We start from the raw sequence: 15,478 nt of genomic DNA on the forward strand, positions 1-15,478 counted from the left end.
CTACGGACAGGTTGAGAATCCCCTTTCGCAGAGAAATCCTCTGAAGAGGGGGAGGGATAGGGATAGGAAAGCGTCCGTTGGCGGATGCTTGCGGCTTTTCGCAGAGGAATCCCTTGGAGGAGGGGGATTCGGTGGTGCAAACCGGATACATGGGTAACAGTCGGGACCGGAGACATCGGTAACAGGTCCGTTGGCGCCCCACCCCAGTTCTTTTCCGGGCCTCCCCCTCTGAGGAGGAGGACGAATCGATAAACCCGTGCCGCCGGGGAATTTTCCCCGTCCGCGCCGGCAGTCCTAAATCTTTTGCCCCCTTGCGCGCTGCGCCGCAGATTGCAGAGTGTCGGCAGTCCCGTTGGCTAACGTGCAGCGCCATGAATGCTCCGGAAAACGGTTCCGGCGCCTATCCCGCCCTTTCGCTGAGCGTCGAGGGCCTCGCCTGCATGCGCGGCGGCCGGGCCGTGTTCGGCGGGCTCGGTTTCGCGGCCGCAGGCGGCGACGCCATCGAACTGCGCGGGCCGAACGGCGCCGGCAAATCCTCGCTGCTGCGCCTGCTGGCCGGATTGCTGCCGCCGGCGGCGGGCGCGATCGTCTGGACCGGCAGCGACGGCGGCGCGCGCCCGCCGCTGACCTATTGCGGCCACCGCGACCCGGTCAAACCGTGGCTGACGGTGCGCGAGCAGCTCGCCTGGTGGCGCGATCTGGAGGGGAAAGGCAGCGTCGAAGCGGCCGCCGGGGCCATGGGCATCGGCCCGCTGCTGGACGTCGCCGGCGGGCTGCTCTCGGCCGGGCAGCGCCGCCGGCTGGCGCTGGCCCGGCTGGCGCTTGCCGAAACGCCGGTCTGGCTGCTCGACGAGCCGGCGGTGTCGCTCGACGAAGACGGCGTCGGGCTGCTCATGGCCATGATCGGCCGGCACCGGGCGCGCGGCGGCCTGGTCGTCGTGGCGACCCATCAGCCGGCCGGCCTGCCCCATGCCCGGACGGTGAATCTGGGCCGCGATGCGCCCGACGGGGCGGACGGCCCCTGATGCGCCCCTATCTCGCGACCTTCCGGCGGGACCTCCGATTCGCGGTGCGCCACGGCGCCGACACCGCGGTCGTCCTGGCGTTTTTCGTCGTCGCCGTGGTCCTGTTCCCGCTCGGCGTCGGCCCGGCCGCCGGAACGCTCGCCGCCATCGCGCCCGGCGTGGTCTGGGTCGCCGCCCTGCTGGCGACGCTGCTGTCCCTCGACAGGCTGTTCGCCGCCGATTTCGAGGACGGCACGGTCGACCTGTTCCTGACCGGCCGCACCAGCCTGCTGCTGGTCGTGCTGGCGAAATGCGCCGCCCACTGGTTGACGACCGGCCTGCCGCTGATCGTCCTGTCGCCGGTCCTCGCCGCGATGCTGCACCTGCCCGCTGCCGGCTATCTCATGCTCGCCCTCGGCCTGCTGCTCGGCACGCCGGTCCTGACGCTGCTCGGCGCCGTCGGGGCGGCCCTGGTGCTCGGCGCACGGCGCGGCGGCGTGCTGATCGCGATCCTGGTGCTGCCGCTCTACATCCCCGTGCTGATCTTCGGCGTGCTGAGCGTCGACGCCGTCATCCATGCCACGAACCCGTGGCCCCATATCCTGCTGCTTGGCGCCGCCCTGCTCGCCGGCCTCGCTATCGCGCTTCCCGCAGCCGCCCTCGCCCTGCGCAGCGCCGCGGAGTGAAGGGGAGCGAGGCGACGTTCAGAAGAATGCGCACGGTTCATGGTTCTTTTGCCGCCTGCAACGCCTGCCAGACGGCGTGGGGCGTCGCGGGCATCGGCAGCGCGGTGACCCCGGCCGGCCGCACCGCATCGAGCAGGGCGATCATCGTGCAGGCCATGCCGCCGACGCACCCTGCCTCGCCGGCGCCCTTGATGCCGAGCGGGTTGGTCTTCGTCAGCGTCGGGCTGGACTCGACCGCGATGAAGGGCATGTCGTCGGCCCGCGGCATGGCATAGTCCATGAAAGAGCCGGTGACGAGCTGGCCGGCCTCGTCCCAGGCGATGCCTTCGAGCAAAATATGGCCGGCGCCCTGCACGATGCCGCCCTGGATCTGGCCCTTGAGGAGCAGCGGGTTCATGACCGTGCCGGCGTCGTTGACGGCGGTCCAGGCCAACAGTTCCGCGGCGCCGGTTTCCGGATCGATCTCGATTTCGCAGCAATGGGTGGCGTTGGGGAAGGTCGGCCCCGGATGGCGGAAGTTGGCGGCCGCGCCGAGCCCGGATTCGAGGCCGCCCGGCACGCCGAAGAAATTGTGCGCCATCGCCGCGATCTCGGAAATGCGGATCGACCGGTCGGTGCCGGCGACCGAGAACACGCCGTCGTCGAACGCGATATCGTCCTCGGCGGTCTCGAAATGGTGCGCGGCGATCGCCTTGCCCTTCTCGATCACCCGCTCGCTCGCCAGCCGGATTGCGCCGCCACCCAGGCCCGAGGAGCGCGACCCGAAGGTGCCGTGGCCGTGGCGCACGATATCGGTATCGCCCTGGACGAAGCGCACCTGCTCGAACTCCACGCCCAGCGTGTCGCACAACAGTTGGCGGAACACGGTCTCGTGCCCCTGGCCGTGGGAGAAGGTGCCGACCATCAGCGTGACGCCGCCGTCGGCGTCGAAGCGGATTTCCGCGCCCTCGTCGCCCAGGCCGGCCGACTGCTCGATGGCGTTGGTGATGCCGAAGCCGCGCAGCCTGCCGCGCGCCGCGGCCTCCGCCCGGCGCGCCTCGAAGCCGGCATAGTCGGCGGCGGCGAGCGCCTCGTCCATGTTGGCTTCGAACCGGCCGCAATCGTAGGTGTATTGCAGCCCGGTCTTGTAGGGCATGGCGCTTTCGGGGATCAGGTTGCGCCGCCTGAGTTCGACCCGGTCGAAGCCCAGCTCCGCCGCCGCCTTCTCGACCAGCATCTCGCAGATATAGATGGATTCCGGCCGCCCGGCGCCGCGATAGGGGCCGATCGGGCAGGTGTTGGTGAACACGGCGGTGACGTCGACCGACGCCGCGCCGGTCCGGTACATGCCGACGATGGCGCCCATGTTGCCGAAGGTCGGCAGCGGGCCGAAAAAGCTGCAATAGGCGCCCAGCGCGGCGACGGATTTCACCCGCACCGCGAGGAAATCGCCGTCTTCGTTGAGCGCCAGTTCGGCGACCGGCCGGCTGTCGCGGCCGTGGTCGTCAACCAGGAAATGCTCGCTGCGGTCGCCGCTCCACTTGACCGGCCGGCCGACCCGCTTCGCCGCCCAGACGACCAGCGCCATCTCCGGGAACAGGCCGCCGCGCAGGCCGAAGCCGCCGCCCATGTCGGGGCTGACCAGGCGCAGTTTGGAAATCGGCACCCTGAGCGCGTCGCGCGCCAGCAGGTTGCGGTTGTCGTGCGGCCCCTGGGTGCCGGTCCACAGGGTGTAGCGGTCGGCGACGGGGTCGTATTCGCCGATGGCCGCCCGCGGCTCCATCGGGTTCTGGGCCAGACGGCCGATCGGCAGGTCCGCCGTGACGACATGGGGCGCCGAGTTGAAGATGGCGTCAACCGCTTCCAGGTCGCCCATGGTCTGGCGGAAGCTGACATTGTCGCCCAGGTCCGGCCAGACCAGCGGGGCGCCGGATTCGAGCGCGTCCGGGGTGTCAATGACCGCCGGCAGTTCCTCGTAATCGACCTCGACCAGTTCGGCGGCATCGCGCGCCTGCGCCGCGGTTCCGGCGACGACGAAGGCGACCGGATCGCCGACAAACTTCACCGCGCCGGCGGCGAGCGGCGGCCGGTAGGGCTCGTGGATCGGCGCGCCGTCGGGTCGCTTGAGCGGCAGCAGTTGCGGCGCCAGCGAGGCGATGACGCCGAGGCCGTCGGCCTGCCAGTCGTCATGGGTCAGGACGGCGAGCACGCCGGGCGCCGCGCGCGCCGCCGCGCAGTCGATGGCGGCGATGCGGGCATGGGCGTGGGGCGAACGCAGGACATGGCCGTGTGCCTGTCCCGGGCGGTTCAGATCATCGGTATATTGCCCGTTGCCGCGCAGCAGGCGCGGATCCTCGTAGCGCGGCACGCTCTGCCCCAGGCCGAATTTCATGCTGTTCTCCCCTTGTCCGGATTGTTCTGCGAAAAGCACCGATAAGAATCCCCCTCCCCTTGGGGGAGGGGGGACTATGGTTGTGCCTTTTGCCTCTTGCAGAACAATCCTGTCTGGTCTGGCAGGTCTCAAGTCGGCGCGGATGTTAGTCGCGCGCCGGTCCCGGCGAAAGGCCCAAGGGGCAGGCCGGTTATGAGCAGCGGGTATGCCGGCCCCGTATGATGGGGAATTGCCGGGCTTCGTTCGCGCGGCTCAATAGTCCATCCGGGCCCAGACGCGCTTGCTGGCCTCGTTGACCCGGCGCACCGCTTCGGGGACGTCGATGGTCAGGACTTCGCCCTGCTCGACGACAGTGTTCCCGTCGACGATCACCCGCTCGACATCGCCGGCTGTCGCGGCCAGGACGAGGAACTTGAACGGGTCGTAGACCGGAGCGGCCCGGGGCGTATCGATGCGCACGAACACCATGTCCGCCCGGCAGCCCGGCGCGAGGCGGCCGAGATCCGGCCGGCCCAGCGCGTCGGCGCCGCCGACCGTCGCCATGTGGAACACGTCCTCGCAGGTCGCCGCGACCGAGGATCTCTCGACGATCTTGCAGACGATGGCGGCGGTCTGCATCTCGTGGAACATGTCGAGCGGGTAGTTGTCCGTGCCCAGGCACTGTCGGATGCCGAGGTCATCGTATTTCTGGATCGAGTTGATCACGCCGCCGCGCCGCGCCTTGACCCAGGGCAGGTGGCAGACCGCGGTCTTCGACTCGCGCAGCGCGTCGATCTCGTGCTTCGCCATGCTGCCGATGTTGCCGTCGTCGGACATGAACTGGCCGTGGCCGATGATGAAGTCCGGGCCGAGCAGGCCGGTCTCCATCATGTACTCGACGCTGGTCCGGCCCTCGGTCTCGCGGACTCGGGAAAATTCGAAGGGCGACTGGCCGGCGTGGAGCTGGATCGGAATCTTCAGTTCGTCGGCATAGCGCCGTGTGTCCTTCAGCAGCTGCGCGTCGCAGGTGTCGATCTGGCCCGGCGCCAGCATGGTGCGCAGCCGGTCGCCGTAGCGGCCGTTCCAGTCCTGGCAGAAGGCGACACAGGCCTCGAAGCGTTCGCGCGCGCCGTTCGGATAGTCGTCGTAGAACACGCCGCCCCTGTCGTCGGCGCCGTAATAACGGGTGCGGTAGCGCGGCCCGGTATAGCAGCGGATGCCCGAGGCGCCGATCATGCCGGCGATCGTCTCGGTGATCGCGATATCGCCGCCGCCGCCGATCTCGTAGTCGTAGCCGAGCTCGACGATTGTCGTCGATCCGCTGAGCAGGAGTTCGGCGATCGAGCATTGCGCGCCGGCATACTGGTCTTCCGGGTCCGATGCCTTGCGGACGGCCGGCAGCATCTTGTAGAGCGCGTTGTAGTTCTGGGTGTTCGACGGGCCGGACCGGCTGCCCACGTCCTCCTGGTGCCCCTTGGTGAAGGGCGTGTCCGTCAGGTGCAGGTGGGAATTGACGAAGCCGGGAATGACCAGCCGCCCGGCGGCGTCGACGACCGTATCGGCTGCGCCGGCATAGTCCGTTCCGACATGGACGATTTCGTTGTCCTCGAAAACCAGGACGCCGGGTTCGAGAGCGCGGTGCCGGCCGCCGTCCCAGGCGATGACGGTGCCGTTTTCGATCAGCGTTCGCATGCTGTCACCGTTGCGCAGAAAAATATCCGGAGACGCCCGGCTGCTGCATGCACAGCCGGGCGCCTCCACAGGATTGGCAGTCGGGACCGGAGTCCCGGCCGTCAGTTCGTCAGGCCCACTTCCTTGTAGTAGCGGGCCGCGCCAGGATGCAGGGGCAGGCCCTTGTTCCCGGTCAGCGCGTCCTTGGCATTGGCCTCGCGAAGTTGCTTCATATCCTTCTTGATGCCGTCCAGGTTGCTGTAGAACGCCTTGACGATCCGGTAGGCGGCCTCGTCCGAAAGGCTCTTCTTCGCGACCAGGATAACCGCGCCGCCGATGGTGCGGAACCCGCCCTTGACGCCCTTGTAGGGATCGGCGGGCATGGTCGCCTTCACGAAGGACGGATAGGCCTTGAAGATGCGCCCCAGCCCCGCGTCGCCGATCGACAGCAGGTCGATCTTCGTCGTCAGCGCCAGTTCGGCGAACTTGGGATGGCTCGGCGGGCTGCCGCCGCTGACGATGGCGTCCATGTTGCCGTCGCGCATCATCTGGGTCGATTGCGCGGTGCCGACATGGTTGATGACGCCGCCCTTTGCGCGGATCTTGTCATAGTCCATGCCGTAGACGTTCAGCATCAGTCGGAACATCAGCTCGCCGCCCCAGCCGATCTTGCCGGCCGAGATCCGCTTGTCGAACAGGTCCTCGAACTTCGTGATGTTGCTCGCCTTCTTGGTGACGATCTGGAGATAGCCGGGGAACAGCACGCCGAGATAGGTCAGCTTGTCGTGCTTCTTCTTGAACGGCGCGACGGCGTTGTAGGCCATCGGCGCTGCGAAGGCGAAGGTCATGCCGATATCGGCCTGGCCGGCCTGGATCTTGCGCAGGTTGGTCAGGCCGCCGCCGGTCTGGACCTGGGTGACCAGGCCGGGGTTGGCCTTCTCGACCTCGCGGATGACCCGGCTGCCGACGGCGAACCAGCTGCCGCCCTTGCCCGAGGTCGTGATCGAGAGCGTCTTGGGCATGGTGGCGCCGGCGCTGCCGGCCAGTCCGAGCGCCAGTGCAGCGGCTGCGGCGCCGGCTCCGAATACGGTCCAAATGGTTTTCATAGTTCCCTCCTTCGGTTGAAATTCAGTTTTGCCCGTCGGGCGTGCCGGTCTCTGCCGGCTTGGAAATGTCGGGCGACGGCGGCGCGTTTCCGGCGCCACGCGCCAGCCTGACGACGAAGGCGACCAGAATGGCCGAGACCGCCACCAGGATCGCCACGAACCAGTTGAAATGGAAATTGACCATGCGCAGGGCATCGAGCGCGAAGAGCAGCGCGGTCGCCCCGGCGATGGCAGCCCATCCGGCGATATAGGCGTTGCGGCGTGTCATGGTCCGCTCTTCCCGGCCGGTTTTTCATGCTCCCGGCCTTCGCGGGCGCCCGCCGGCGCCGCGCGTCCGAGCCACTGGATTCCGGCTATGGCGGCCACAATAGCGAACCCGGCGGCATGGGACCACAGCGGCGGCATCACGAGGAGGATCGCCCCGGCCGCCAGCGCAATGCGCTGCCAGCCCGGCGCCGGCCCGAACAGCCAGCCCTCGACCGCCGCGGCCAGGGCGACGACGCCGACGATCGCCGTGACCGCCGCGACCAGAATCTCGTGCCACGCGCCGACCGCGACGAGGCCCGGCGAATAGACGAACATATAGGGCAGGATATAGGCCGCCAGGGCAAGCCGGGCGGCCTGGAACCCTGTCTTCATCGGGTCGCTGCCGGCGATGGCGGCGGCGGCGAAGGCGGACAGCGCAACCGGCGGCGTGATGTAGGAATGGACGCCGAAATGGAAGGCGAAGAGATGCGCCGCCATCGGCTCGACACCGAGCTTGGTGAGCGCCGGCACCACCAGCGCGGCGACCAGGATGTAGAGCGCCGTCACCGTGATCCCCATGCCGAGGATGATGCAGATGACCATCGCCAGCGCGAGGGCAAGGATTGTGCTGCCCTGGGACAGGTCGATGATCGAGGTGGAAAAACGCACGGCGAGGCCGGAAAAATAGAGCGCGCCGACGATCAGGCCGGCGGCGGCGGACGGCACCGCCACCGAGACCATCATGCGCGCCGCGTCCTCCAGCGCGCCCAGGAAGGTTACCGGCGTCATACGGGTCTCGGCGCGGAACCAGCTCAGGGCGAACACGCAGACGATGCCGAGCAGGGCGGCGAAGATCGGGCTGTAGCCGACGACCAGCGCACCGACGAGCGCGACGACCGGCAGCAGCATGTGCCCGCGCTCCCGGATCGCGCCCCAGGCCGAGGGCAGGTCGGCGTCCGCCTGCGCCGCCAGCCCCATGCGGTGCGAGCGGAAATGCACCATGGCGAGCACGGCGGTGAAATAGATCAGGGCAGGGATCGCGGCGGCCTTGACGACCTCCCAGTAGGGCACGCCGAGAAACTCGGCCATGATGAAGGCGACGGCGCCCATGACCGGCGGGGTGAAGACGCCGCCGGTGGACGCGCAGGCCTCGACCGCGCCGGCGAAGGCCGGCGGGTAGCCCATGCGCTTCATCAGCGGGATGGTGAAGGTGCCGGTGGTCGCCACGTTGGAGACCGCGCTGCCGGAGATCGAGGCCATGAAGGCGCTCGACATGACTGCTGCCTTCGCCGGTCCGCCGACCTGCCGGCCCATCAGGCCGTAGGCGATGTCCTTGAACAGTTCGCCGACGCCGGTGCGCATGATGAAGGCGCCGAAGATAATGAACAGCACGACGAAGGACGCCGATATGCTGATCGGTATCGTGTAGATGCCCTCCTCTTCCATGAACAGGTCGTTGATGATGAGCGACCAGTCGATGGACGGCCCGTAGAAGATGCCGAAGAAGTATTCGCCGTAGGCGCTTTGCAGGATGAAGAAGGCGCCGAGCAGCACCATGATCCAGCCGATCACCCGGCGCGTCGCGTCCATGACCAGGAAGATCATGACGACGCCGATCGCCATGTCGACGGGATCGGCGAGGCCGCGCCGGTTGATGAAGGCGAAGACGTCCCAGCAGATATAGATCTGCACGGCGAGGGTGAGCGCAATGCAGAGGATATCGTAGGCCAGCCAGCGGTTGACCGGCTCTTTCCACGATTTGCGCCCGGCCGGCCGCAGCAGGATGCAGATCACGATCATCAGCGTGACGTGCATCGTCCGGTGCAGGTAGCTCTGGGCCTGGCCGAAATAGGCGGCGTAAAGATGGAAGACGGAAAAGGTAACGCCGATCACGGCGATCATTGCCGCGGCGACGGCGGCGTTGGTGACCCGGCGCTCGCCGATCAGGAAGGCGACGCAGCTTTCGTCGGCCTGCGGCGGCGCGGTGGCGCCTGCCGGCATTTCCTTTTCGGTTGCGGCTACCGCCATTCAATATGTCTCCGGCGCACCGTCAGCCCGCCGCCGGTTCGCCGGGCAGCATTATGCGCGGCCGCACGGCCGGCGCGCCGACGATTACCGGTAATTTCCTGTGTCCGCAGGACTGGGCGCTGGCGGGCCTCGAATCATAGTCGCCGGCCCCGACGAACGCAATCGGCGCTTCGGCCCGCCGCCTCCGCCGGCTCCCTTCGTGCCGGCCCTGCCGTTGACATGCTGCGTGTTTTGCAGGCAATCTCTGTATCCACACGGGAATTCACCGGTGATCTGGCCCGTGTTGCGGGCTATGGAATCAGCATCTCCGGAGATCTGGTTTTGCCGACCTGCATGCAGATCGACGACGGGATGGTCCGGCCTCCCGGACAGGCATCCGGATGGTTCCGGCGGCAGGAGCGTGCTGCGAAACGGCCGAATTCAGGATGCGTTTAGCAATGGAAGTACGGTAACCGATTCCAGGCGAATTCGATCGCCACGACAGTGAAGAGGGAGAGCAGTAATGAACATTCGTAAATTTAACCGATCGCTCCTGGGTGCGATGCTCGGAGCCGCCGTCTGCCTGGGTACGGTGACGGCCGCGGACGCTGCCGATCGCGTGCGCTGGAAAATGGGAAGCTTCTTTCCCAGCAAACTGATCCAGCTCGGCTCGCTCGGGAAGAGCCTCGTCGGCAAGGTCGACGGTGCGTCCGGCGGGAAGTTCAAAATCCAGTTCACGGAGCCCGGTGCGCTGATTCCGCCCAAGGAATGTTTCGACGCCGTGAGCGCCGGTTCGGTCGACGCCTGTTGGTCGACTCCCGGATACTGGTACGGGCGCGACCCGGCGTTTGCCTTGTTCGCTGCGGTTCCCTTCGGTCCGCGCGCCGGCGAGTACATGGCCTGGTACTATTATGGCGGCGGCAAGAAGATGTTCGAGGAGCTTTACGCCCCGCATGGCATCCATACCGTCCTGTGCGGCGTCATTGCGCCTGAAGGCTCGGGCTGGTTCCGCAAGGAAATGAACACGCTCGAAGACCTGAAGGGCCTCAAGATGCGCTTCTTCGGCCTTGGCGCAAAGGTCATGCAGAAGATCGGCGTGTCGACGCAGCTGATCGCCGGCGCCGACATCTATCCCGCACTGGAGCGGGGCACCATCGATGCGGCGGAATTCTCCATGCCGGCCATTGATCTGGACTGGGGATTCTATCAGGTCGCCAAACATGCCTATTTCCCCGGCTGGCATCAGCAGTCGACCCTGTTCGACATCATGATCAACAAGAAGAAATGGGATGCGCTGTCAAAGCAGCACAAGATCATCCTCGAGATGGCCTGCGGCGACAATATGCGTGAGGGCCTTGCCGAAGGTGAGGCGATCCAGGGCAAGGCGCTGAAGGAGCTGATCAAGAAGGGCGTGAAAATCCACAAATGGTCGCCTGAAATCCTGAATGCGCTCAGGAAGGCATGGCTCGAAGTCGTCGAGGACGACAGAGCCAGGAGCGCGAACTTCAAGAAGGTCTGGAAATCCTATTCCGATTTCCGGGCAGAGTACAAAGTCTGGTCCGATCTGGGGTATCTGAAATAGACCCCCAGCCGGTTCATAGCGGTAAAGTCATGCTCCGTGCGCTATCGCGTTTAGCGCACGGAGCAACCTTTTTCGCCAGGGTAAACTCCTTGAACCCATGTTGATCCTGTATCGCATCAGCGATCGCCTCGGCCGCTTTGTCAGTCTTGTCGGCTCGCTGGTGGCGTGGCTGAGCGTGCTGCTCATTGTGGTCATCGCGTTCGACGTGGTCACACGCCGGTTTCTTGTGCTCGGCTCGACCAAGCTGCAGGAGCTCGAATGGCACCTGCATGCCGTGCTGTTCCTGTTGTGCATCGGGTGGGGGTATATGAAGGACGCCCATGTACGCATCGAAATCGTGCATGAACGGCTGCCGCGCAAGGCGCAACTGTGGATCGAGATGCTGGGCTGTCTTTTGTTTCTCATCCCGTATTGCGTGATTGTTTTCTATCACGGCACCGACTGGTGGGAGAAATCCTGGAACCTGGGAGAAAATTCGGATTCGGCAACCGGACTGCCGCACCGCTGGATTATCAAGGCCTTTCTGCCGGCGGGAATTGTGTTCATCTTCCTGGCGGCGGTCAGCGTATTTTTGCGCAAGTTCGTCGAACTGTTCGGTTCGTCGGTCATTCCGGAGACAGCCGGCGATGAGCCGGCAACGAGCCCGACGAGAGAGCTGCTATGATCGATTTTTTTATCGACTATATGCCGCTCTTCATGTTTGCGGCTCTCGGGCTTCTTCTGTTCACCGGCTACCCGGTCGGCGCCATTCTGGGCGGCGTCGGACTCGGCTTCGGATTTATCGGAATTGCATTCGGCGTATTTGCCCAGATCGAATTCTTCAATATCGTCTCGCGCATCTGGGGCGGAATTGCCGACAATCAGGTTCTCATTGCCATCCCCATGTTCATTTTCATGGGGACGATGTTTGAAAAGAGCGGCGTCGCCAGAGACCTTCTGCATTGCCTGCAGGTTCTGTTGTACAGGGTTCCCGGGGGCCTGGCGCTGTCGGTGACCGCGATGGGCGTCATCATGGCGGCAATGACGGGAATCATCGGGGCCTCGGTCGTCATGATGACCATCATGGCCCTGCCCGTGATGCTGGAGCGCAACTACAACACGCCGCTCGCCACCGGCACGATTGCGGCATCCGGCACGCTCGGCGTGCTGATTCCGCCGAGCATCATGCTGGTCATCATGGGCGAACTCCTCGGCCGGTCCGTCGGCAATCTGTTCGTGGCGGCCTTCTTTCCGGGCTTGTTGCTGGCCGGCCTCTATCTGATCTACATCACGACGCTATGCAGTCTGCGGCCAAAGCTGGCGCCGCCTTTGCCCCGCGAACTGGGGCCGGAAAGCTACCGGGAACTGATCCGCCTTCTCCTGCGCGGATTTCTTCCGGCGATCTTCCTGATCTTCATGGTTCTCGGTTCGATTATCCTCGGCTGGGCCACGCCGACCGAGGCCGCCGGAATGGGGGCTCTGGGAGCCATCCTGCTCGCGGCGCTGAACCGGCGACTGACTTTCACACTGGTGCGCGAGGTCGTCGAGCGGTCGATGCTCACCAATGCCATGATATTTTTCATCTTTATCGGTGCGACCGCGTTTTCCTATACGTTTCGCTCTCTCGGCGGCGACGAAATCGTTATCGGCCTGGTGGACAGCGCCGGCCTCGGGTCGTGGGGAATACTCTTTATCCTGATGGCGATCGTTTTCTTTCTGGGTTTTTTCTTCGACTGGATCGAGATTACGTTGATCGTCATCCCGGTTTTTGCACCGATTGTCGAGTTGCTCGACTTCTCCGGCCATGTGTCCAAGCTGGACGTCGTTTACTGGTTCGCCATCTTACTTGCGGTGAACCTGCAAACGTCTTTCCTCACGCCGCCGTTCGGATTTGCACTGTTTTATATGAAGGGCGTGGCCCCGCCCCAGGTAAAGATCCAGCAGATTTACGCCGGCATCATTCCGTTCGTGCTCCTGCAGCTGACCGGATTGGCGCTTATCATGGCATTTCCCGAAATCGCCATGTGGCTGCCGAGACAGCTGCTCAATTGACGAATTTCACGAATACAACCGGTCTTGGCGGACGCTCGTAAATTCCGGTTGTTGCACCGGCGCCGCCTTTTCCCGTTCGCTTCTCCGGCCGCAATGCCCTCTATCAGGCCGCCAGATCGGGTTTCCTGTCGGCCCACGGCCTGGCGGCTTCGAACGCCGCAGCGGCGCGGAAAATGTCTTCCTCGTGCAGGATCTTCGAGACCATCTGCATGCCCACGGGCAGGCCGTCCCGCGTCCAGCCCGCCGGCACCGAGGCGGCGGGCTGGCCCGTCAGGTTGAACGGATAGGTGTAGTAGACCCACGACACGATGTTGCGGTCGGGCAGCTCCGGCGGCGCCTCGCACCCCACGTCGAAAGCGGGGACGGGAAGCGTCGGCGTCAGGAGCAGATCGTAATCCTCGAAAAAGGTCCGCATCTTTTCGCGGAAGTCGTAACGCGCAAAAACCTTGGCGTAGTAATCGCCCATCTCCTGGTCGAGCGCACCGGCCAGGACCTCGGCCACCGCCGGGTCGAGCAGTTCGGGCTTGTTGGCGAGCACGTCCTTCAGCCTGGTTCCGACGCCGGCATAGAACTCCGCCATCCAGATCGGCAGCGGGTCTTCGTCCATGACCTGTTCGACGAGATCGACCGTGCAGCCCAGGTCCTCGAACGTCCGGACGGCCTCCTCGACGACGGCAACGACTTCGTCGGATGGCTGCGCGTAGCCGAGCGTCGGACTCCACGCCAGGCGCATGCCGCGCACCGGCCGGTCGCAGGCGGCCAGGAAATCGGGCACGGACTGCGCGACGCCGAAGGGGTCGCGGCGGTCGTGTCCGGCGACCGCGCCCAGCAGGAGCGCCGCGTCGCGAACCGTCCGCGTGAGCGGGCCGACATGAGCGAGCGTCGGCGTGGCGCTCGCCGGATAGACCGCGACACGCGCGAACTGCGCCTTGATGCCGAACAGGCCGCTGAGCGAGCTCGGGATGCGCACGGACCCGCCGCCGTCGGTTCCCAGCGCAAACGGCGTGATCCCGGCCGCGACGCTGGTCGCGGCGCCGCAGCTCGACCCGCCCGGAGTCTTGGCGAGATTCCAGGCGTTGGGCGTGATCCCGGTCAGCGGGCTGTCGCCGACCGCCTTGCAGCCGAACTCGCTGGTCGTGGACTTGCCGACGATGCAGGCGCCCTGCCGGCGCGCCCGGTCCACCGAGGGCGCGTCGACCGCCGCCACACTGTCCGCCATGGCGCGGGAGCCGAAGGTCAGCTTCAGGCCGTCCACCGCGATCAGGTCCTTGACCGAGATCGGCAGGCCGTGCAGCAGGCCGAGGTCTTCGCCCGCCATCACGGCCTTCTCGGCCTGCCGTGCCGCATCGAGCGCCAGGTCCGGCGAAGTCTGGACGAAACAGTTGAGCGTGGGTTCCAGCCCTTCCATCCGCTCCAGGGACGACCCGACGAGGTCGACCGGCGAGATGTCCCGGCGTGCGATCAGATCCTTCAACTCGATCGCCGTCATGAAAGCGAAGTCGCTCATCGTTCCCGTCCTCCCGACGCGGACCGCCTCGTCAGATCGCGCCCGTGCCGCGTTCGAATACCGGCGTGTCCGACGCCGAACGGCAGGATGCGAGGCGTCGTTCGATATCGTCGCCCTTCAAAGCCCGGCCGATCAGCACGAGGCGCGTCTGCGCCTTGCCGCCGGGCCACTTCTCTGCATAGGTCGGCGGGCTGAAGACCTCCTGCACCCCCTGGAGAATCACCGGCCGGTCGTTGCCGACGAAACGGCACAGGCCCTTCACCCGGTACAGGTCGGCGCCATACTCCCCGGTGAGTTCGACCATCAGCTCCATGAGCCGGTGATAGTCGAGGGGATGTTCCTCCTCGATGCACACCGCGGACACATCGCCGTGGTCGTGGTGGCCGTGACCGTCGTGATGGTCGTGATGATCGTGTCCGGTCCCGTTGCCGTCCCGCGCGGCAGCGTCGACTATGCCGATCCAATCCCCGAGCGAACTTTCCTTGATCTTCGGCTCGAACAGGTCGAGATCGAGCAGCCGGTCGAGGGCGATCGCCGAGTGGGTGGTGATTTCCTTCACCGAATACGGATTGAGCCCGTTCACCGCCTCGGCAGACGCGCGAAACTCCGTTTCCCCGACAAGGTCCCGCTTGTTGAGGATCAGCTTGTCGGCGATCGCAACCTGTTTCCGGGCTTCGTCGTTGGCTTCGAGCTGGCCGCCGACATGCTTCAGGTCGACCAAGGTGATAATGGCATCCAGCCGGTAGGACAGGTTGAGCTGCATGTCGGTATACAGCAGCTGGGCCAGCGGCGACGGGTCGGCGATGCCCGTCGTCTCCACCAGGACCCGGTCGAACTCGATCTGCGGTTCGAGCGCGCCGACCCGGCGCATGAACGCCGTGTACAGGGTTTCGACGAGGTCGTCCTTGCTGGCGCAGCAGATGCAGCCGTTGGTCAGCTCGAGCATGTCGTCCGAGGCGCGGGCGATCAGGTCCGAATCGATGCCGATCTCGCCGAACTCGTTGACGATGACCAGGCACTTGCCGCTGCCGGGATCGGCGAGGACGTGGTTGACCAGCGTCGTCTTGCCCGCGCCCAGGAAACCGGTCACGAAGGTGATCGGCACCCGCGGATCTTCCTCCGCTGCGGACGGGCGGACAGACATGCCGTTTCAGCCTTTCACGCCCCACCCCCGCGCCCGCCCCCCCCCCCCCGCCGGCGGGCGGCCCGCCCCCCCCCAAAAAAAAACAAAAAAAAAAAACACCCCGCCCCCCCCCCCGCGCCCCCGGCCGGGTTGTTTAATATGCGG

General features: G+C 65.8%; 12 protein-coding genes. 5 read left to right on the forward strand and 7 right to left on the reverse strand.

The window, feature by feature from the left end; genetic code table 11:
* The first annotated feature begins 371 nt into the window (after positions 1–371).
* Positions 372–1,025 (forward strand): heme ABC exporter ATP-binding protein CcmA, encoded by a 654-nt coding sequence (ccmA, locus tag OXM58_03340; GenBank protein MDE0147382.1) that lies wholly within the window; start codon positions 372–374, stop codon positions 1,023–1,025.
* Positions 1,025–1,690 carry a heme exporter protein CcmB gene (gene ccmB / locus OXM58_03345; GenBank protein ID MDE0147383.1) on the forward strand — a complete coding sequence of 222 codons (666 nt, stop codon included), beginning with the start codon at positions 1,025–1,027 and terminating at the stop codon, positions 1,688–1,690. Before ccmA ends, ccmB begins: the two co-directional genes overlap by 1 nt.
* A gap of 37 nt (positions 1,691–1,727) precedes the next feature.
* Here the strand turns inward: ccmB and OXM58_03350 are convergent, their stop codons facing one another.
* The 5 genes from OXM58_03350 to OXM58_03370 all read right to left on the reverse strand — a co-directional run bounded on the left by OXM58_03350 (position 1,728) and on the right by OXM58_03370 (position 9,091).
* Entirely contained in the window at positions 1,728–4,061 is a 2,334-nt protein-coding gene (locus OXM58_03350) for a xanthine dehydrogenase family protein molybdopterin-binding subunit (GenBank protein MDE0147384.1), read from the reverse strand.
* 252 nt (positions 4,062–4,313) lie between these two features.
* The gene (locus tag OXM58_03355) at positions 4,314–5,732 is read right to left on the reverse strand and encodes an amidohydrolase family protein (GenBank protein ID MDE0147385.1); all 1,419 of its coding nucleotides are present in this window, start codon (positions 5,730–5,732) and stop codon (positions 4,314–4,316) included.
* 101 nt (positions 5,733–5,833) lie between these two features.
* Positions 5,834–6,817 (reverse strand): TAXI family TRAP transporter solute-binding subunit, encoded by a 984-nt coding sequence (locus OXM58_03360; protein MDE0147386.1) that lies wholly within the window; start codon positions 6,815–6,817, stop codon positions 5,834–5,836.
* A gap of 22 nt (positions 6,818–6,839) precedes the next feature.
* Positions 6,840–7,085, reverse strand: a complete 246-nt coding sequence (locus OXM58_03365; GenBank protein MDE0147387.1) for a hypothetical protein — start codon at positions 7,083–7,085, stop codon at positions 6,840–6,842.
* A complete protein-coding gene (locus tag OXM58_03370; protein ID MDE0147388.1) occupies positions 7,082–9,091 on the reverse strand; it encodes a TRAP transporter permease in 2,010 nt (669 codons plus the stop codon). Before OXM58_03370 ends, OXM58_03365 begins: the two co-directional genes overlap by 4 nt.
* 502 nt (positions 9,092–9,593) lie before the next feature.
* Between OXM58_03370 and OXM58_03375 the strand changes: the two genes are divergently transcribed.
* The 3 genes from OXM58_03375 to OXM58_03385 all read left to right on the forward strand — a co-directional run bounded on the left by OXM58_03375 (position 9,594) and on the right by OXM58_03385 (position 12,683).
* Positions 9,594–10,652 (forward strand): TRAP transporter substrate-binding protein, encoded by a 1,059-nt coding sequence (locus OXM58_03375; protein MDE0147389.1) that lies wholly within the window; start codon positions 9,594–9,596, stop codon positions 10,650–10,652.
* A gap of 97 nt (positions 10,653–10,749) precedes the next feature.
* A complete protein-coding gene (locus OXM58_03380) occupies positions 10,750–11,316 on the forward strand; it encodes a TRAP transporter small permease subunit (GenBank protein MDE0147390.1) in 567 nt (188 codons plus the stop codon).
* Entirely contained in the window at positions 11,313–12,683 is a 1,371-nt protein-coding gene (locus OXM58_03385) for a TRAP transporter large permease subunit (protein MDE0147391.1), read from the forward strand. Before OXM58_03380 ends, OXM58_03385 begins: the two co-directional genes overlap by 4 nt.
* A gap of 103 nt (positions 12,684–12,786) precedes the next feature.
* On the opposite strand, the gene OXM58_03390 is transcribed toward OXM58_03385, so the two are convergent.
* Complete coding sequence (locus OXM58_03390) at positions 12,787–14,190, reverse strand: amidase family protein (protein ID MDE0147392.1); 1,404 nt, start codon at positions 14,188–14,190, stop codon at positions 12,787–12,789.
* 31 nt (positions 14,191–14,221) lie between these two features.
* Positions 14,222–15,334 carry a GTP-binding protein gene (locus OXM58_03395; GenBank protein ID MDE0147393.1) on the reverse strand — a complete coding sequence of 371 codons (1,113 nt, stop codon included), beginning with the start codon at positions 15,332–15,334 and terminating at the stop codon, positions 14,222–14,224.
* Positions 15,335–15,478: the final 144 nt, after the last annotated feature.

The sequence above is a fragment of the Rhodospirillaceae bacterium genome, assembly GCA_028819475.1.
Lineage (GTDB): Bacteria > Pseudomonadota > Alphaproteobacteria > Bin65 > Bin65 > Bin65.

What these genes read in the sequence shown, in the direction of transcription:
- OXM58_03380 (MDE0147390.1), top strand. Translation starts at nt 10,750, where the DNA reads ATGTTGATCCTGTATCGCATCAGCGATCGCCTCGGCCGCTTTGTCAGT.
- OXM58_03385 (MDE0147391.1), top strand. Translation starts at nt 11,313, where the DNA reads ATGATCGATTTTTTTATCGACTATATGCCGCTCTTCATGTTTGCGGCT.
- OXM58_03390 (MDE0147392.1), bottom strand. Translation starts at nt 14,190, where the DNA reads ATGAGCGACTTCGCTTTCATGACGGCGATCGAGTTGAAGGATCTGATC.
- ccmB (MDE0147383.1), top strand. Translation starts at nt 1,025, where the DNA reads ATGCGCCCCTATCTCGCGACCTTCCGGCGGGACCTCCGATTCGCGGTG.
- OXM58_03370 (MDE0147388.1), bottom strand. Translation starts at nt 9,091, where the DNA reads ATGGCGGTAGCCGCAACCGAAAAGGAAATGCCGGCAGGCGCCACCGCG.
- OXM58_03375 (MDE0147389.1), top strand. Translation starts at nt 9,594, where the DNA reads ATGAACATTCGTAAATTTAACCGATCGCTCCTGGGTGCGATGCTCGGA.
- OXM58_03360 (MDE0147386.1), bottom strand. Translation starts at nt 6,817, where the DNA reads ATGAAAACCATTTGGACCGTATTCGGAGCCGGCGCCGCAGCCGCTGCA.
- OXM58_03365 (MDE0147387.1), bottom strand. Translation starts at nt 7,085, where the DNA reads ATGACACGCCGCAACGCCTATATCGCCGGATGGGCTGCCATCGCCGGG.
- ccmA (MDE0147382.1), top strand. Translation starts at nt 372, where the DNA reads ATGAATGCTCCGGAAAACGGTTCCGGCGCCTATCCCGCCCTTTCGCTG.
- OXM58_03395 (MDE0147393.1), bottom strand. Translation starts at nt 15,334, where the DNA reads ATGTCTGTCCGCCCGTCCGCAGCGGAGGAAGATCCGCGGGTGCCGATC.
- OXM58_03355 (MDE0147385.1), bottom strand. Translation starts at nt 5,732, where the DNA reads ATGCGAACGCTGATCGAAAACGGCACCGTCATCGCCTGGGACGGCGGC.
- OXM58_03350 (MDE0147384.1), bottom strand. Translation starts at nt 4,061, where the DNA reads ATGAAATTCGGCCTGGGGCAGAGCGTGCCGCGCTACGAGGATCCGCGC.